Annotated in this window: 22 protein-coding genes and 1 pseudogene; 14 read left to right on the plus strand and 9 right to left on the minus strand. The window is 70.2% G+C overall.

Going from position 1 to position 16,480, the window contains the following annotated elements; translation table 11 throughout:
• The first annotated feature begins 12 nt into the window (after window positions 1-12).
• Both Air01nite_RS21695 and Air01nite_RS21700 read left to right on the plus strand, forming a co-directional pair.
• Window positions 13-567 carry a DinB family protein gene (locus Air01nite_RS21695; protein WP_203704659.1) on the plus strand — a complete coding sequence of 185 codons (555 nt, stop codon included), beginning with the start codon at window positions 13-15 and terminating at the stop codon, window positions 565-567.
• Between the two features lie 9 nt (window positions 568-576).
• The gene (locus tag Air01nite_RS21700) at window positions 577-963 is read left to right on the plus strand and encodes a hypothetical protein (protein WP_203704661.1); all 387 of its coding nucleotides are present in this window, start codon (window positions 577-579) and stop codon (window positions 961-963) included.
• Here the strand turns inward: Air01nite_RS21700 and Air01nite_RS21705 are convergent.
• On the minus strand, window positions 960-1,481 hold the full coding sequence (locus tag Air01nite_RS21705; protein ID WP_203704663.1) for a TetR/AcrR family transcriptional regulator: 522 nt from the start codon (window positions 1,479-1,481) through the stop codon (window positions 960-962). The genes Air01nite_RS21700 and Air01nite_RS21705 overlap by 4 nt on opposite strands.
• Window positions 1,482-1,610: 129 nt before the next feature.
• On the opposite strand from Air01nite_RS21705, the gene Air01nite_RS21710 reads away from it, so the two are divergent.
• The 5 genes from Air01nite_RS21710 (at window position 1,611) to Air01nite_RS21725 (ending at window position 5,528) form a co-directional block, all read left to right on the plus strand.
• On the plus strand, window positions 1,611-3,020 hold the full coding sequence (locus tag Air01nite_RS21710) for an amidase (protein WP_203704665.1): 1,410 nt from the start codon (window positions 1,611-1,613) through the stop codon (window positions 3,018-3,020).
• A gap of 24 nt (window positions 3,021-3,044) precedes the next feature.
• Window positions 3,045-3,461: a nuclear transport factor 2 family protein gene (locus Air01nite_RS21715; protein ID WP_203704667.1), complete on the plus strand. Its 417-nt coding sequence runs from the start codon at window positions 3,045-3,047 to the stop codon at window positions 3,459-3,461.
• A 440-nt stretch (window positions 3,462-3,901) separates the two neighbouring features.
• Window positions 3,902-4,294: a hypothetical protein gene (locus Air01nite_RS21720; protein ID WP_203704669.1), complete on the plus strand. Its 393-nt coding sequence runs from the start codon at window positions 3,902-3,904 to the stop codon at window positions 4,292-4,294.
• A gap of 759 nt (window positions 4,295-5,053) precedes the next feature.
• Window positions 5,054-5,293, plus strand: a complete 240-nt coding sequence (locus Air01nite_RS42095; RefSeq protein ID WP_505606726.1) for a DUF4279 domain-containing protein — start codon at window positions 5,054-5,056, stop codon at window positions 5,291-5,293.
• Entirely contained in the window at window positions 5,253-5,528 is a 276-nt protein-coding gene (locus tag Air01nite_RS21725; RefSeq protein WP_373310443.1) for a DUF4279 domain-containing protein, read from the plus strand. The genes Air01nite_RS42095 and Air01nite_RS21725 overlap by 41 nt, the downstream gene beginning before the upstream one ends.
• A gap of 103 nt (window positions 5,529-5,631) precedes the next feature.
• Here the strand turns inward: Air01nite_RS21725 and Air01nite_RS21730 are convergent, their stop codons facing one another.
• From Air01nite_RS21730 to Air01nite_RS21745, 4 genes are all read right to left on the minus strand, one after another.
• Complete coding sequence (locus Air01nite_RS21730; protein WP_373310441.1) at window positions 5,632-6,924, minus strand: IS256 family transposase; 1,293 nt, start codon at window positions 6,922-6,924, stop codon at window positions 5,632-5,634.
• A gap of 197 nt (window positions 6,925-7,121) precedes the next feature.
• Window positions 7,122-7,703, minus strand: coding sequence for an HD domain-containing protein (locus Air01nite_RS21735; protein WP_203704671.1), 582 nt, complete (start codon window positions 7,701-7,703; stop codon window positions 7,122-7,124).
• 23 nt (window positions 7,704-7,726) lie between these two features.
• Entirely contained in the window at window positions 7,727-8,194 is a 468-nt protein-coding gene (locus Air01nite_RS21740; protein ID WP_203704672.1) for an SRPBCC family protein, read from the minus strand.
• Window positions 8,191-8,496 (minus strand): ArsR/SmtB family transcription factor, encoded by a 306-nt coding sequence (locus Air01nite_RS21745; protein WP_203704673.1) that lies wholly within the window; start codon window positions 8,494-8,496, stop codon window positions 8,191-8,193. Before Air01nite_RS21745 ends, Air01nite_RS21740 begins: the two co-directional genes overlap by 4 nt.
• A gap of 63 nt (window positions 8,497-8,559) precedes the next feature.
• Between Air01nite_RS21745 and Air01nite_RS21750 the strand changes: the two genes are divergently transcribed.
• From Air01nite_RS21750 to Air01nite_RS21760, 3 genes are read left to right on the plus strand one after another with little or no spacing between them, the layout of a single operon-like run.
• Window positions 8,560-9,135: a dienelactone hydrolase family protein gene (locus Air01nite_RS21750; protein WP_203704674.1), complete on the plus strand. Its 576-nt coding sequence runs from the start codon at window positions 8,560-8,562 to the stop codon at window positions 9,133-9,135.
• A 15-nt stretch (window positions 9,136-9,150) separates the two neighbouring features.
• The gene (locus Air01nite_RS21755; protein WP_239090870.1) at window positions 9,151-9,783 is read left to right on the plus strand and encodes a 4'-phosphopantetheinyl transferase family protein; all 633 of its coding nucleotides are present in this window, start codon (window positions 9,151-9,153) and stop codon (window positions 9,781-9,783) included.
• Window positions 9,780-10,880, plus strand: a complete 1,101-nt coding sequence (locus Air01nite_RS21760) for a DNA glycosylase AlkZ-like family protein (RefSeq protein ID WP_203704675.1) — start codon at window positions 9,780-9,782, stop codon at window positions 10,878-10,880. Before Air01nite_RS21755 ends, Air01nite_RS21760 begins: the two co-directional genes overlap by 4 nt.
• 1 nt (window position 10,881) lies before the next feature.
• On the opposite strand, the gene Air01nite_RS42100 is transcribed toward Air01nite_RS21760, so the two are convergent.
• A complete protein-coding gene (locus tag Air01nite_RS42100; protein ID WP_505606727.1) occupies window positions 10,882-11,208 on the minus strand; it encodes a cellulose binding domain-containing protein in 327 nt (108 codons plus the stop codon).
• A pseudogene (locus Air01nite_RS21765) lies at window positions 11,196-12,980 on the minus strand (glycoside hydrolase family 44 protein); the annotation flags it as partial. The pseudogene Air01nite_RS21765 and the gene Air01nite_RS42100, both read right to left, overlap by 13 nt.
• A gap of 149 nt (window positions 12,981-13,129) precedes the next feature.
• Between Air01nite_RS21765 and Air01nite_RS21770 the strand changes: the two are divergent.
• From Air01nite_RS21770 to Air01nite_RS21780, 3 genes are read left to right on the plus strand one after another with little or no spacing between them, the layout of a single operon-like run.
• Window positions 13,130-14,059, plus strand: a complete 930-nt coding sequence (locus tag Air01nite_RS21770) for a helix-turn-helix domain-containing protein (protein WP_203704677.1) — start codon at window positions 13,130-13,132, stop codon at window positions 14,057-14,059.
• A gap of 7 nt (window positions 14,060-14,066) precedes the next feature.
• Window positions 14,067-14,522: an RrF2 family transcriptional regulator gene (locus tag Air01nite_RS21775; RefSeq protein WP_203704678.1), complete on the plus strand. Its 456-nt coding sequence runs from the start codon at window positions 14,067-14,069 to the stop codon at window positions 14,520-14,522.
• Between the two features lie 24 nt (window positions 14,523-14,546).
• Entirely contained in the window at window positions 14,547-14,846 is a 300-nt protein-coding gene (locus Air01nite_RS21780; RefSeq protein WP_203704679.1) for a thiamine-binding protein, read from the plus strand.
• Here Air01nite_RS21780 and Air01nite_RS21785 read toward each other — a convergent pair.
• Complete coding sequence (locus Air01nite_RS21785; RefSeq protein ID WP_203704680.1) at window positions 14,835-15,491, minus strand: class I SAM-dependent methyltransferase; 657 nt, start codon at window positions 15,489-15,491, stop codon at window positions 14,835-14,837. The genes Air01nite_RS21780 and Air01nite_RS21785 overlap by 12 nt on opposite strands.
• Complete coding sequence (locus tag Air01nite_RS21790; RefSeq protein ID WP_203704681.1) at window positions 15,488-15,772, minus strand: hypothetical protein; 285 nt, start codon at window positions 15,770-15,772, stop codon at window positions 15,488-15,490. The genes Air01nite_RS21785 and Air01nite_RS21790 overlap by 4 nt, the downstream gene beginning before the upstream one ends.
• A 62-nt stretch (window positions 15,773-15,834) precedes the next feature.
• On the opposite strand from Air01nite_RS21790, the gene Air01nite_RS21795 reads away from it, so the two are divergent.
• Window positions 15,835-16,476, plus strand: a complete 642-nt coding sequence (locus tag Air01nite_RS21795) for a TetR/AcrR family transcriptional regulator (protein WP_239090871.1) — start codon at window positions 15,835-15,837, stop codon at window positions 16,474-16,476.
• Window positions 16,477-16,480: the final 4 nt, after the last annotated feature.

Genomic DNA, 16,480 nt, shown 5'->3' on the forward strand with positions numbered 1-16,480 from the left:
TCGTCATGACCCATGACGCACGTGACCGAACCACCGGCCGCCGGCAACGAGGTCGACACCCTGCTGGGCGCGCTCGAACGCCAGCGGGGCTACATCGCCTGGAAGTGCGGCGGCCTGGACGCCGCCGGGCTGCGCACGACCCTGGGACCGTCGACCATCACGCTCGGTGGCCTGCTCAAGCACCTGGCCGCCGTCGAGGAGCACACGTTCGCGACCAAGCTCTTCGACCGCCCCATGAGCGAGCCCTTCGGCAGCGCCGACTGGACCTCGGACCCGGACTGGGAGTGGCACTCGGCCGCGGCAGACGCGCCGGAGACCCTGATGGCGCTCTGGAAAGAGTCGGTGGAGCGATCCCGCGCACTGGTCGCTGAGGCGCTGGCGGCCGGCGGCCTCGATTACCTCGGCGCGGCCAAGTGGCCCGACGGCCGCCAGGCAAGCCTCCGCCGGCATTTGATCGACATGATCGAGGAGTACGCGCGCCACGTGGGCCACGCCGACCTGATCCGCGAGTCGATCGACGGGGTGGTCGGCGAGGACCCCTTGCCCCAGAGCGCAGAGGCTTCCTAGGTTGTGCCGATGGACAAGGTCGCGGTGGACCAGGTGGCCCTGGCCGGCACGGGCATCGCCGGCGTGATCGCGATATCCGCGTCGGAAGGCGCGTACGAGCCGTTCGACGCGGTTGCCGGCACCGTCCTGGCGATCGTCCTGATCTCCCTCTACCGCCCGCGCCCGGCACAGACCACAGCCGGCGCCTGGGCGGCAGCGGTCCCCGCCGCGGCCGTCGGCGCGTTGCTGTTCTGCCTGATCATCTCGCCGCTGGTCGAGTCGATCGTCCCGGACCCATCGACCCAGAACCGGTCCCTGGCGATCAGCAGCACCCTGTCGATCATCTGGCTCTTCACGGCAGCCGTCGGGGCCACGGTCCTGGCCCACACGGCCCACCGCCCGGCCCCAAGGCCCTAGCGTTCGTCATCCAACGACGCGAGCGCCTCCGTCAGGATGCGGTCGCTGATCGCGGTGCCCGCGGTCGCCCGGGCCAAGATCAGCGCGCCCACGGCCGTGCTCATCGCCGCCGCACCGCCGAGCTTGTCCGCCAGGTACTCGACCCCCGTGGCGTAGGTGGCGGCAACGTCGGCGTCGGCGCCGGGCATGTCGCGCGCGAAGCCGGCGACGGGGCAGCCGTCGCCCGGAGAGTCGCGGTGCTCGGGCGAGAGGTAGTAGTCCAGGAAGCTCCCGCGGCCGGTCTCGTCGATCGCGGCCAGGCGCTCGCCGATCTCGGCCAGCCCCCGCAACAACGCCTCGACGGCCAGGGCTTCCTTGGACGTGAACTGTTTGTAGAACCCGCCATGGGTCAGCCCGGCCCCCGCCATCACGTCCGCGACGCTGACCTGGGCCACGCCACGCTCGCGGAACAGCCGCGCGGCTGTCTCGACGACCCGCTCGCGGTTCTCCCGCGCCTGTGCCTGCGACACCCGACTCATGCCTTCCAGCTTAGATGATGATTCTCATCCAAGTAGCTGCAAGGCTCGGATGACGGCGGTAATCTAAACCGAATGGATCTTCATGCGCGCTGCTCAACGCGCACCGCGGTCTGAGAGAGGAGCCCCATCATGGTGACCACCGACCTCAACTACCTCGACGCGACCGAGATCGCCGAACTGATCCGCGCCGGGAGGGTTTCCTCGGTCGAGGTGGTTCAGGCGCACCTGGACCGCATCGAGACCGTGAACCCGAAGACCAATGCCGTGGTCACGCTCGCCGAGGGCGCCCTGGACGCCGCGCGGGCGGCCGACGAGCAGCTCGCGGCAGGCGCGGAGGTGGGGCCACTGCACGGCGTGCCCGTCACGGTCAAGGACTCGTTCGACACCGCCGGGGTGGCCACCCAGCGCGGTTCGCCGATCTTCGCCGGGCGCATCCCGGACACGGACGCCACCGCCGTGGCGCGCCTGAAGCAGGCCGGCGCGATCCTGCTGGCGAAGACGAACCTGCCGGAGTTCTCGTACTGGATCGAGTCCGACAATCTCCTGACCGGCAGGACGAACAACCCCTGGGACCTCGAGCGGTCGTCGGGCGGCTCCAGCGGCGGTGAGTCCGCGGCGATCGCTGCGGGGATGTCGCCACTCGGACTCGGGAGCGACCTGTCCATCTCACTGCGCGGCCCGGCGGCCGACACCGGCATCGTGGCCCTCAAGGCGACACACGGTCGCGTGCCGATGACCGGGGTCTGGCCTCGGGAGCCGCGCCTAGACTGGCACGCCGGCCCCATGGCCCGCACGATCCGCGACCTCGCACTGGCGTACTCGCTGCTGGCCGGTCCGGACGGCGCCGACGGCTTCTCCGACGTCCCGCGCGAGCTCGACACCGGTCTGGGCCCCGCACCCGACCGCCCCGTCCGCGTCGGCTGGCTCGTCGACTCAGGACTGGGCCCAGTCGACCCCGAGGTCGCGGCAACGGTGCAGGCGGCCGCGGAAACCCTGCAAGCAGCGGGAGCCCAGGTCGAGTCCGTGACCATCCCGGCCATGGAGCGGGACAACCCACTGGAGATCTTCACCCGACAGCACGTCATGGAGATGAAACCGTCGGTCCGGGAGGTCACCGCGGGCCACGAGGACCAGATGTTCACGTACTCCAAGACCTTGCTGGGCTCGCCCGACACCCCGATCGAGGACTACGTCCAGGCCAAGGAGGGCATCGAGCGGCTCAGGGACGCCTTCACCGCCTATTTCCAGCGGTACGACCTACTGCTGCTCCCGGTGACGACGATCCCGGCCCACGCGCACGGACTCGAAAAGATCACCCTGGCCGGCCAGACCCTGGACCCGTTCCACGTGAGCTCGACAACGGTCCCGTTCAACCTGACGGGCCTCCCAGCCCTGTCAATGCGCTTCGGCACAACCCACGACGGCTTGCCCATCGGCGTGCAACTGGTAGCCAACTGGCACGCGGAGTCAACGATCCTCCACGTCGCCACGCAACTGGAGTCGATGAGCCCGGTCCGCGACCAGCACCCCGCCATCTGACGGCCGAAAAGAGAACGAACGACCATGCCCTTCGCCGACATCACGCGCAACGCGTACACGAAGACCGAAATGACCGACGCGGTCACCCGCCTGTTCCAAAACCAGGACCGAGGCCCGATTCTGCCGATGCTCAGCGACAACGTCGTGCTCACTCTGCCGGCCACCCTGCCCTACGGCGGCAAGTTCACAGGCAGAACGGCCTTCGACGAGTTCTTCGCAAAGAGCCCAGCCAACAGCCCGGTCTGGAAGTCCTTCGACATCAAGGTCAACGAAATCATCGCCGCCGACGACCACATCATCGCCCGCCTAACCAACAAGGCCGTACCCACCGCAACCGGCAAGGAAGTGATCTTCGAAAACCTCTGGCTCTTCAAAGTAGCCAACGGCCGCATCACCAGCGCCCAGCTCTACGCCGACACAGCAGCCGCAACAGGCGCTTAAACGGCGCCCACAACCCGGTCGCCAACATCCGGTCGGCAGCCAGTTCGCAGGCCGACGCGTCACCGTCCGTCTGGACCAGGCCCTGATGCAGATCACTGACCAGGGTGTGTTGCTGCCCAACCCGCTGTCGCCGACCGACATGGGCCGCATCCGGGACGCCCGCCCGGCCGGACCAACTCCGCGCCGTCTGCCGATCCGCTGCGAGTCGGCTGGCGTGTCAGCAGCCGCGGTTCGCTCGTCATCGCCGGCCAGAAGATTCATGTCGGCATCCGCCACGCCGGCCGAACCGTCACCGTCGAAGCAGCCGACACCACCTACCGCATCTATGACGCAAGCAGCCTCATTTATGAAGTCGCACGCACCACCACCAAACCGATCGCCCGATTCAAAGCCCACAAACCGGAAACACCTCGGCGCCGGTCCGACGCTGATGTGAGAACGTGACCTATGTGACCGGACCCAACCCGCCCACCGAACCGCCGAGGCCGACGATGGCCACGATCTTCCCTGACGCGACCGCCCGGGTCGCCGGTGTCCTCCGCGAGTTGGGTCATAGCGACCTCGCCGATTCCCTTCCAGCGCAGCATTTCCACGGTCGTTGCCACTGCAAGCCCGGATGCACATTCGTCTTGACCGCCCCGCCGGGCAGTTCGGGCAGCCTCATGATCTGGCTCGAAGTCTCCGAGGAGACCGTCGGCGAAGTTAGCGTCGATCCCGACGGCCAGACAATCACCAACCTCGACATCGGCGATCCCACGACACTCGGGATCCCCCCGACCTGGCTCGAAGATGGCCTCTCGTCTGTCCCCGAACGCACAAGGCCGCCAACCTAACGAAGATCGTCTAGCCGGAGCTGTTACGGATCATCTGACCCAGATCTGTAACGGATCAGGTGGAGTCCGACATCTGTCGGCAGCCGGTGCCGGCAGCCGGTGGCCGGTGGCTGGTGGCTGGTGGCTGGTGGCTGGTGGCTGGTTGAGTTCGACCAGGTCGCGCTGGCCCGCACCGGCGGTCGTCCGGCCGGGCCTTCGCCATTTCCGTCGACACAGCAGGCCGCCCCGGCGTTATAGAGGTCGAACGGACCGTTAACCGCTGCGGCAGCGTCTCTCTCGGTCAAGACATCCTCCTCGCCGCCGAGAACCTTGGCGGCCGCCGTGTCGGCATCCGCGTCGACGCCACCACTCTGACGTTCTTCGATCAGAAGACCCGTCAGCCCTTCGCACCCGCCCCAACCCCGCTGACCGGTGAGAAGTCATCCGGCTGCGAGGTGCGCGTCCGGCTGGACCGCCACCCCAAGCGGCCACTGGACGGACGCGGGGCCTCCAGCGGATTCGTCATGGTCGTCGGCCAGAAGATCGTCTTGGGCCGAGTGCCCGCGGGCAAGACCGTCAGCATCTACGTCACCGCCGCCACCTCACCGTCGAATGCGACGACGGACCGCTTAGGTCCCGACGGACCAACGACCAACCGGTTCGCAGCATCAAAGCCCACCGCTCTCGAAAGCCAGAACATCCAGCTCAGACGTGATGCCGGCTCGCCGGCCGGCGCTAAGCGCAGCGCCACCCGACGGTCATCGTCGATAGCATGCAGCCATGCGCGTGCACCAGTACGTCTACTTCGCGCTGGCCTCCAGCCAGGTTCCGGCTACCGGCATCACCGCCCGCCTGGGCGTTGAGCCCGACGAGGTGAAAATCCGCGGCAGCCGTCGGACCCAGCCGCCCTTACCCGCTTCACACCTGGCGGATCGTTTGCCGCAAGCCTGGCCTGACAGTCGACGAGCAGATCGACCAGATAGTCGATCGCTTGCACGCTCATGCCGACCGAATCGGTGAGCTCGCCGCCGAACTCGACCAAATAGACGGAAGCCCTGGCTCCAGCTTTCTGCAGGTCGTGCGGGTCTTCGAACACCCCGACGGCGAGGACGAAGACCTCACCAGCCCAGTAGAAGGACTGGAGAAGCTACCCGGACAACACCAGCTCCTCGGCTGGCACCTCAACGCCAGAGCCTTGGACTTCCTGCGACGCACCCGCGCGGAACTCGACATCGACGAGTACGCCTACGGATGACCCAAGCACGCCCCGGGGTCCGACTGCGGCGTCAAGATCACCGCGGCGTGCCGCCGTGATGCCCAAAGGGGACTATCTCGATAACGGTGTTTCCGGCGATCTTCTAGTAGGTTTCAGCGGCTGGGAAGCGGTCGCTGAAGGTGATGGCGAAGGCGTTGAGGGCGGGTTTCCAGCGGATCGTCCATCGGGTCCTGCCGGTTCCGGTCGGGTCCAGTGACCGGGTTACGAGATAGAGGCACTTTAGCGCGGCCTGCTCGTTCGGGAAGTGACCGCGGGCCTTGATCGCCCGCCGGTAGCGGGCGTTGAGCGACTCGATCGCGTTGGTCGAGCAGATCACCTTGCGTATCTCGACGTCGTAGTCCAGGAACGGGATGAACTCGCTCCAGGCGTTGTCCCACAACCGGATCACCGCCGGGTATCGGTTGCCCCACTTGTCGGCCAGGTCATCGAACGCCGCCCTGGCGGCGGCGGCGTTGACGGCGGTGTAGACCGGCTTGATGTCGCGTTTGAGCTCGTCCCAGTACTTGCGGGAGGTCAGCCGGAACGTGTTACGGATCAGATGGATCACGCAGGTCTGGACGATCGTCTGGGGCCACACGTTCGTGACCACCTCGGGCAGGCCCTTGAGACCGTCGCAGACCAGGAAGAACACGTCCCGCACGCCGCGGTTACGCAGGTCGGTCAGCACGCTCATCCAGAACTTTGCGCCCTCGCCCCCCGAGCCGGCCCACAGGCCGAGGATGTCTTTGTCGCCCTCGAGGGTGACCCCGATCGCGGCGTAGAAGGGCCGGTTCGCGACCTGCCCATCGCGGACCTTGACCACGATCGCGTCGATGAACACCGCCGCGTAGATCGCGTCCAGGGGGCGGTGGGACCAGTCGGTCATCTCCTCGACCACCTTGTCGGTGATCCTCGAGATGGTTTCCTTCGACACCGACGCGCCGTAGATCTCGGCGAAGTGCGCCGAGATCTCTCCGGTCGTCAAACCCTTGGCATACAACGAGAGCACGACCTCGTCGACTCCAGAGAGCCGCCGCTGGCGCTTACGGACGATCTGCGGTTCGAACGTGCCCGCCCGGTCCCGGGGCACATCGACGGACACCGGCCCGGTGTTGTCGGTCAGCACCGTCTTGGACCTGCTGCCGTTACGGATGTTGCCCCCGCCGGCGGCGGCGCCGGCCGGGTCGTGCTTCTCATAGCCGAGGTGCTCGGTCATCTCCTCGTTGAGCGCGGTTTCCAGGACGGTCTTGGTCAACTGCTTGAGCAGCCCGTCCGGGCCGGTCAGCGACAGCCCCTGCTCCTTGGCCAGCCGCACCAGCTCAGCCGCCGCCAACTCCTCAGCAGACGGCTCCGGCCTCTTCTTCCTCGGGGTCACATCGTTCAGTGTCGCGGTCATCACGGCACCTTCCTCACCCGGCATCACGCCGAGCGGGTCAGGCCGGAAACACCGTTAGATCCACAGTCCCGCCCAAAGTGACGTGGGCTTCCCCGCTGCGCATCGGGTGACGGTCGAATCCATTCGCGCCGACGGAGGACTGAAGCACCTCGTTGGCGTAGGTGGACGTACTCGCGCACGCGCACGGCAAGACCCTTCTACGCCGCTGGGTGGCGTGCCTGGAAGGCGAGGCGGTCGTCGGCGTTTGCGGCGAGGCCTGACAGCACGTCGTCGAGCGTCAGGAAAGCCTGCCAGGGCTCCTGGTCGGTGGCGCGGACGAGGTGGTCGACGACCTTCTGCTCCAGGTCGACCACGCGCTTTCCTTTCCAGATCTTGTCGGCCACGCTGACCAGTAGGTCCTCGATGGTGATGTCCGGGAGGGTCCAGGACGCGTGCGTGCGGGCGAAGCGGGCCAGCGCAGGGCCGACTCCACGTTGGAGCAGCAGTTCGTGGCCGGCCCGCTCGTGTGCTGAACCCGGACCCGACAGTTCGTTGACGTGCACCGTTTTGCCGATGTCGTGCGTGGCCGCGCCATAAAGGACTGCCGCGCGGTCGAAAGGAAGATGAGGGGACAGCGCGGCGGTCAGGGACCAGGCGACGTCGTGGACCGCGCGCAGGTGGGCGGCCAGGCGTGGTGGCGCGTCGAGGGCCGTGAGGAGGTCGCACACCTCGTCCGGCAGCGGGCGGAGTGGTGGATCGCCGGGGTCCGTGAGGGCGTGGTGCAAGGCGGGTGACGTCACCGCGCCAACGGTAACCGCGACCGCTAGTTGAACAATGCCAGGTAGCGGTCCAGGTAGAGCGGCCAGCCGTTGGAGCCGGCCACGCCGTCGCGGACTGATTCCCAACCTGGGCCGTGGCGGTCCAGGTGGCGGTGTTCCAGGTCCAGACGCGTGCGGTCGGCCGCCTCGGCGACGAAGCGCACCTCGACCTCGCTGGCCAGCGAGGGATCCGTCTCCACCTGCCACGTCGGGCTGATGTCCCAGCTGAAGACCACCCGGTTCGGCGGCTCGTACGCCAGGATGCGCGCCCACCGGCACTCGCTGCCGTCCTCGGCCCGGTCGTAGATATGGCCCCCGACCCGTGGCTCGAAGACCGTTTCCACGATCGGCGACTCGAGCAGGTTGTGTTCCCGCGGCTTGAAATCACCGAACCGGGCCGTGAAGACCTCGAAGGCCTTGGCGATCGGTGTCTCCACGACGATTGAGCGGCGTACGACGGCGTCCTGGGTCATGGCTTCTCCTCCTCCGTGATCTCCTGGTAGCTGGACAGCGCGCGGGCCCAGAACGTGTCGAGTTGGTCCCGCAACGCCGCGACGCCCGTCGGGTTCAGGCGGTAGATCCGGCGTGTGCCGTCCGCGCGGTCCGTGACCAGGCCCGCCGACTTGAGCACCTTCAGGTGTTGTGACACCGCTGGCCGGCTGATCGGCAGCGTCGCCGCGAGCTCGCCGACCGCCTGCGGGCGTTCGGCCAGGGCCGCGACGATGGCGAATCGGCTCGGGTCGCCGAGTGCTTCCCAGGCTTGGTAAGTGGCCACGAACCGAAAGCTACGACTTACCAAGGACCACGTCAAGGGGGCGAGCCATCTATGGTGAGTCGCATGGCTGAGGTTCTCCTGTTCCACCACGCGCAAGGGTTGACGCCGGGGGTGCTCGCCTTCGCCGGCGAGCTGCGCGAGGCCGGGCACACGGTGCACACTCCGGATCTCTACGACGGTCACACGTTCGAGTCCCTCGACGAGGGCATGGCGTACGCGAAGCAGGTCGGCTTCGACACCCTGCTCCACAACGGTGTCGCCGCCGCCGACGGGCTAGCCGAGACCGTCGTCTACGCCGGCTTCTCCCTCGGCGGGATGCCCGCGCAGCTGCTGGCACAGACCCGCCCCGGCCGGGGCGCCCTGCTCTTCCACACCAGCATCACGCCCGAGGAGTTCGGTGGTGCCTGGCCCGCCGGCCTGCCGGTGCAGATCCACGCCATGGAGGCCGACCCGTTCTTCGCCGAGGAAGGCGGCGACATCGACGCCGCCCGCGCGATCGTCGCCGCGGCCGACTCGGGGGAGCTCTTCCTCTACCCCGGTGACCAGCACCTGTTCACCGACTCCAGCCTGCCGGCCTATGACAAGACTGCCAGCGAGCAGGTCCTGCGCCGCACGCTGGAGTTTCTGGCCACCCGCTGAGACGGGTCGCCGACCGTGCTCGAGGGACTGCTGCCGGCCGGCGTGCGGGCCGTGGAGATGTTCGCCGATCCGCCCGAGGCGGTGCTGCACCCGGACGAGCAGCCGCTCGTCGCCCAGGCCGTCGAGGTGCGCCGGCGTGAGTTCACCACCGGCCGGCACTGCGCGCGGCTCGCGCTGGGCCGGCTCGGTCTGGCGCCGGGGCCGATCGGCAAGGATGACGGCGGCGCACCGCGGTGGCCGGCCGGCGTCGTCGGCAGCATCACGCACTGCGCCGGCTATCGCGCGGCGGCGGTGGCCTGGTCGCGCGAGTTGGGCGCCGTGGGCATCGACGCCGAGCCGGCGGATCCGTTGCCGTCCGGGGTGCTTCCGCTGGTCGCCCGGCCCGCGGAGCGCGACTGGCTGGCCGGCGCGCCGCCCGGTGTCGCCTGGGACCGCGTGCTGTTCAGCGCCAAGGAGTCCGTCTACAAGACCTGGTTCCCGCTGACCGGGCGGTGGCTGGACTTCCTCGACGCCGAGGTGGCCCTCGACCCGGCCCGGGGCAGTTTCGTCGCGCGGATTCTGGTGCCCGGCCTCGGCGACCTGGCCGGCCGGTTCGCGCTGCGCGACGGCCTGGTGGTGACGGCCATCGCGTGGGGGCTGGTCGGATGACGGCGCACCAGCTCAGCGCGGCCGATGCCCGCCGCATCGCCGTCCGCGCGCAGCTCCTTGGCCGGGAGCGGCCCACCGGCCTGCTCGACCTCGTGCGGCACCTGACGCTGTTGCAGATCGACCCGACCGCGGCGGTCGCGCCCAACGCCGACCTGGTCGCCTGGAGCCGCCTCGGGCCGGGCTACGCGCCCGCCGACCTGGTCGCGGCGCTGGAGAAGCGGTCGCTGGTCGAGCTGTGGGCGAGGATCCGGCCGGCCGAGGACATCGCCCTCTACCGGGCGGAGATGCTGGAGAGCCGCGACCGCCCGGCGGTCACCGACTGGCAGAAGCGGCACCGGGGGTGGATCGAGGCGAACGACGGCTGCCGCCGCGACATCCTCGCGCGGCTGGCCGCGGAGGGTCCGCTGCCGTCGCGCGCGATCCCGGACACCTGCGCGGTGCCGTGGAAGTCGACCGGCTGGACCAACGACCAGAACGTGATCCGGCTGCTCGACAGCATGTCGGTGCGCGGCGAGGTCGCGGTGGCCGGCCGGGTGGGCCGCGACCGGCTCTGGGACCTGGCCGAGCGGGTCTGGCCCGACGACCCGATGGTGCCGCTGGCCGAGGCCGCCCGCCGCCGCGACGAGCGCCGGCTGCGTGCGCTCGGCATCGCGCGCGCCACGTCGACCAAGGTTCCGATCGAGCCGTACGACGTGGGAGCGATCGGCGAGCCGGCCGTGGTGGAGGGTGTCAAGGGCAAGTGGCGGGTCGACCCGGAGCAGCTCGGTCAGCCCTTCACGGGCCGGGCCGCCCTGCTGTCGCCGTTCGACCGGCTGATCCACGACCGGAAGCGGACGCTGGAGCTGTTCGGTTTCGACTACAGCCTCGAGATGTACAAGCCGGCCGACAAGCGCCGCTGGGGCTACTACGCGCTGCCGATCGTGCACGGCGACCAGCTCGTCGGCAAGCTCGACGCGACCGCCGACCGCAAGGCCGGGGTGCTCCGGGTCGACGCGGTCCACCAGGACGAGCCGTTCACCGAGGAGGCGACCGCCGCCGTCGACGGCGAGATCGCCTCCCTGGCGAGCTGGCTGGGGCTGGAGGTGCGCCGGCCCTAGGTCACGGCTCGGTGCCGGCGACCCGGATGCCGTCCACGTAGACCGTGATCCGGGCGTTGGTCGCGTAACCCGGCGCACTTGGGCGGTAGCTGTGGTCGTCGAGCTCGGTCAACGCCGACCAGTCCGACTTGGACAGACGGAGCTGGAGCTGCCCGGTCGACGCGTTCGGCGCCAGCGAGCCCGAGGTGAAGCCCACCTCGAGGTACGCGTCCGCGCCCGGCCGACCGGTGGGCAGCGTGACCGCCCGCCGGGTGACCGTGCCGCAGCCGACCTGGGCCCAGTCGCACCACGTGTTGACCGTCGGGAGCCGCCGTCGCGGGTGAACCAGTAGCGCACCGTGACCCGGCTCAGCGGCACCGCGGTCGCGCCGCCGTTGTCGACCTGGATGCCCGGCTTGATCTGGTTGTCGCCCGGCGCCCGGTCGAGGTTGAGATAGCGGGCCGTCACCGTCGGGGGAGTGCTGTCGGCGCGTGGCAGGACGAACAGCGTGACGCTGTCCGCCGGGAACGTCGTCTCGAACGCGCCCGCGGACACCGGCTGGTCGGCGGCCCGGACGATCGCGGCCGGGTTGTCGGCGCCGTAGCGGTAGACGCGGGCCGTGCCGGAGCCGCGGCCGGCCAGGGACACCGGCGAGGTCTGCGCGGCGCCGCTCTTGTTGACCACCATCACGGTCAGCGCGCCGTCGGTGGACCGTTCCGCCCCGTACACCGACAGCAGTGACTGGTCCGCGCTCGTCGCCCGGACGCCGATGTCGCCGAAGCGGCCGCCGGCGCCGTCGTAGTTGCGGTACATCCGGAACGCGTACGCGCCCGGTTGCGTCGACGACGGTGGTGCCCACAGCGTCGCCAGGTCGAGCCGTTCCCGCCCGAAGATGCCGAGGATGTCGGCCTGCGCTAGGGCGCCGTTGACGTGGTCGAGCGCACCCCAGTTGTACTCGGTGATCGCCGTCTTCGTGCCCGGATAGTTGGCCGCGACCAGGTCGCGCATCCGGGGCACCACGCGCGTCGTCGTGTTGATCCAGCTTTCGTCCACATAGGTGGGATCCCAGAGGGACCGGGTGGACCGCAGCCGCAGGGCGTTGGTGGCCGGGTCGTTGCCGTTGCCGAACGCGACGCCGTTCGCCTGCGGGTAGAAGTGCATGTCGAAGTAGTCCAGCACGCGGGTGCCGTGCGCCTGCTCGTACGCCCGGAGCTGTTGGAGATACCAGGTGGTGAACGGCAGCCCGCCGCGGGCCGCGCGGTCCGGCGGGTCCGCCCAGCAGCCGGTGCGGCCGCAGGTCTCCTGGTCGAGCCCGGAGTAGTCCCAACTGGTCCAACCCCAGCCGACCGGGCCGAGGGTCGCGGCGCCCGGGTCGGCCGCCTTCACGGCCGCGCCGATCTCGATCGCCCGGTCGCGCAGCTCGGCCGAGCTCGCGCCGAGCGGGTGCACGTCGCGATGCGTGCTGTGCCAGATGTCCGGCTCGTTGTCGAGGTTGTAGAACCGCACGCCGCCCTCGTCGGCGGTCCCGTACTTCTCGGTCAGGTGGTCGATCCACGAGGTCACGTACGAAGCGCCGACCGGCGCGCTCGTGTCCCGCGGGTCGTTGCCCGTGACGGGCGTGCCGTCCGGTTGGATGCCGTTGCCGCAGTCGGGGCGCCACTCGTCGGTGCGCTGCTGCGGCCCGTACTTGGCGACGGAGAAGCCGCACGAACCGTCCCGGGCCTTCGGCGCCCAGCCGATCAGCGGGACGGTCAGGATCGTGTCGGTGTCGGTGGACCGGTCCTGCTCGACGAACTCGTCGGTGGACGACCCGTCCGGCAGCGCGGCTGGGTCGTCGTTCTCCTCGGCGATGTTCTCGAAGAACCAGTCACTGGCCCGGTTCGTGGTGTCGTAGCGGTAGTCGTACCGCGTGGTGGCGTTGCCGCCCCACCGGCGGACCGGGAGGTCCAGCTCGTCGGCGAGCGCGGCGTCGGCGAAGTTCATGCCGTAGACGTGTGGACTGATGGGATGGCGGTCCTGCGCCGCGTCGACGGTCAGCGCCGGGCCAGCGGCGGCCGCGGCGCTCAACGGGGCGATGGCGGGTGTGACGGCCAGCAGGATGGCGGCCAGGGAAGGGCGCATGCGGAGTCCAGGGGGTCGAGACGACAGGGGTGAGCGGCCCAGCCCGGACCGCCTGAGATTAACCGACGTCCATCGATCTCCGCTACCACGGTCGGGTTGGTCGACGCGTGTGGGATGCGCGCGGGCGCGTTCGCGGCTACCGTCGGGCGATGGCCCTAATCGGTCAACCGGCAGGAGACGGCGCGGCGTCCGCGCCGGCGCCCGGCTGGGCCGGAGTCGGCACGGTCACTCTGCGCGAGCTGTCCGACCTGCCCGACCTGACCGCCGCGCGACGCAGCGACCACCACGTCCTCGTGCTGGTCACGGTCGGCCACGGCCAGCATGAGATCGACTTCCGCGCGTACCCGTGCCGGCCCGGCACCCTGCTCTGGGCGCGGCCCGGTCAGGTGAGCCGGTTCGGCGGCAACGCCGGCCTCGACGCGATCGTCGTGTGCTGGGAGCCGACCGCGGTCGCCGAGGTCGCCGACGACCCGGCGCTGCTCGACGGCGGGATCGGGCCGGCCTACTGGCAACTCGCCGGCGAGGACGAGGACGCGGTCATCAACGAGGTGAGCCAGCTCGTCGTCGACTGCCAGCGGCACCGCTCCGGCACGCTCGCGGCGGGGTTGTTGCGCCACCAGCTCGCCGTGCTGCTGCTCCGAATCGCGCTGCTGCCCGGCCGCGCGCCCGCCGAGCGCGGCGACGCGTACATCCGGTTCCGGTTGGAGGTGGAGAAGGACTTCACCCGGACCAGGCGGGTCGAGGAGTACGCGGAGCGGATGGGCTACTCCGTCCGCACGGTCACCCGGGCGTGCCTCGCCGCCACCGGACGCAGCGCCAAACAGGTCATCGACGACCGGGTGACGCTGGAGGCCATGCGGCTGCTGGCGGTCACCGACGAGCCGATCGCCGACATCGGGCGGCGGCTGGGCTTCCCGGAACCCACCAACTTCGGTCGGTTCTTCCACCGCGAGGCGGGCACCAGCCCGGGCGCGTTCCGCACAGCGCAGCGGTTTGGGCCGCGGTTGCCCGCACAGCGGCGGCCGATCGGGAGTGATCCGCACGGGCGCCCGGCACCGCGGGTCGCCGGCGAGGCATGATGGTCCCGTGCAGATTTCGGCGCGCGGCGACTACGCGGTCCGTGCGGCACTGAGCCTCGCCGCGGCGTACCCGTCGGTGATGTCGGCCCAGGCTTTGGCGGCCGACCAGGACATGCCGCGCAAGTTCCTCGAGGCGGTCCTGGCCGACCTGCGGCGGGCGGGCATCGTCCGGGCGCAGCGCGGCGCCGAGGGCGGCTACACGCTCACCCAGGCGCCGCGCGAGGTGACGATCGGCGCGATCCTGCGGGCGGTCGACGGTCCGCTGGCCGGTGTGCGGGGGCTGCGTCCGGAGGAGACCGCCTACGAGGGCTCCGCCGAGAACCTGCCCCGAGTCTGGATCGCGGTGCGCGCCGCCGTCCGCGAGGTGGTCGACGAGACGACGCTGGCCGACGTGCTGAGCGGCAAGCTGCCGGCGCACATCCGGAAACTCACCACACTCCCCGACGCCTGGCAGCCGCGCTGACCCACGCCGGGTAGCGTGCGGGACATGTCTGTCCTGGTGGCGTTCAGCGTGACCCCGTTGGGCACTGGTGAAGCGGTCGGTGAGCTGGTCGCGGAGGCGGTCCGGGTGGTCCGCGCGTCGGGCCTGCCCAACCGCACCGATGCCATGTTCACGACGGTCGAGGGCGAGACCTGGGACGAGGCGATGGGCGTGGTCCGCGCCGCCGTCGCCGCCGTCCAGGCCCGCGCCCCACGGACCTCGACGGTCATCAAGGTCGACTGGCGCGAGGGCGTGACCGGCGCCCTGGACACGAAGGTGTCGACAATCGACCGCCTACTCGGCTAGACCCACGTAGCGCAGGCCCGTCAGCGCGATGCCGGCCGATCGCTCGTCGTCGTCGGACAGGCCGAGGTCCGCGAAGAAGTAGGGCGCGGCCTCGACGGAACGGGTCCTGAACCGGCGGCCCAGGGCGGCGACGATGGCGTCTCCCCGGTGCAGCCGTTCCGTCGCGGCCCACTCGTCGAGATATGCGGGCCACGGCGCGCCCGACTCCCGCCACCGTGCGGCGTGGCGGTGCAGCCAGCCGTCGCCGGGCGGCAACCGGTCGAAGCACCAGGTGGCCGTCCGCTCGTCGAACCGTTCCCGCGCCCATTCGACCACGACCACGATGGCGCCCGGCCGGGTCGCCGCGGCGATCCGCTCGAGCACGGCGTCGAGGTCGTCGACGTGATGCAGGGACGTGCAAGCCACCACGGCGTCGGCCGGTGCCGGCGGCGACCAGCGCTCGAACTCCATGCGGCGGTACTGCGGGCCCTCGGGCGCCTCGGGGTCGACGCCGACAGCGTCGTAGCCGGCCGCCGCGAGCGCCGGCAGGAACCCGCCGGCCGGCCCGCAGCCGATCTCGACCACCCGGGCCGGCGCCGGCGGCAGCGCGGTGCGGACGAAGGTCCAGGTGGCGCCGAGCCACCGCCGGGTCGCGTCGTCGGTCATCGCTCGTCGACGACCTCGGCCGTCTCGACGCCGGTGACCGTGACCAGCGCGAACGCCTCGGCGGCCAACGGCAGGCGGGCGTTGACCGCCGCCTCGGCGTGGGCGGCCGACGACCAGGTCCAGGTGTCGGTCCAGGTCGCGCTGTCGTCCCGGGTCAGCTTGGTCGCGACCGGGCCGTCGAACGCGGACCGGACCGCGGCGATCAGCTCGGCCCGCTTGGCCAGCAGGGCGTCGGTGTCGGTGGTGTTGGCGGTGAACTTCGTGACCCGCACGATCGACATTTCCGGTCTCCATTTCGCTAGAGTTGCTCACTAGTGACTGACTCTAGAGTTACACTAGTGGCGTGACGAGCGTCAAGGGCCGGGCACCGAACCGGCGGACCGCGAAAGCGCGGGAGACCCGCACCCGCATGCTGGACGCGGCGCGGGAGCTGTTCATCGCCAACGGGTACGGCGTGACGACCCTCGCCGACGTCGCGGCCGCCGCGGGCGTGGCGGTGCAGACGATCTACTTCACGTTCGGCAACAAGCGGTCGCTGTTCAAGGAGATGGTCGACGTCACCATCGCCGGCGACGACGAGCCGGTCGCGACGATGGACCGCCAGTGGTACAGGGACGCCCTGGCCGCGCCGACCGCGGTCGCGCAACTGCGCGCGCAGGTGGCCGGCGCCCGCGGGGTGCTCGACCGGGTCGCGCCGATCGTCAAGATGGTCACGCTGGCCGCCGCGGCCGACCCGGACATCGCCGACCTCTGGCCCCGCGACGCGGACCCGCGCTACACGGTGCTGTCGACCGCCGCGCGGGCGCTGGTGGCGAAGCCCGACGCGCGACCGGGCGTCTCCGAGGCCGAGGCCGCCGACCTGCTCTACGCGATCCTCTCGCCGGAGCTCTACCTGTTGTTCGTACGCGAACGCGAATGGTCACCGGACCGCTACGAGAAATGGGCGTTCGACACCCTGCGCCCCCAACTCTGCGTGGAGGATTGACCCC

The sequence above is a fragment of the Asanoa iriomotensis genome, assembly GCF_016862515.1.
GTDB classification, from domain to species: domain Bacteria; phylum Actinomycetota; class Actinomycetes; order Mycobacteriales; family Micromonosporaceae; genus Asanoa; species Asanoa iriomotensis.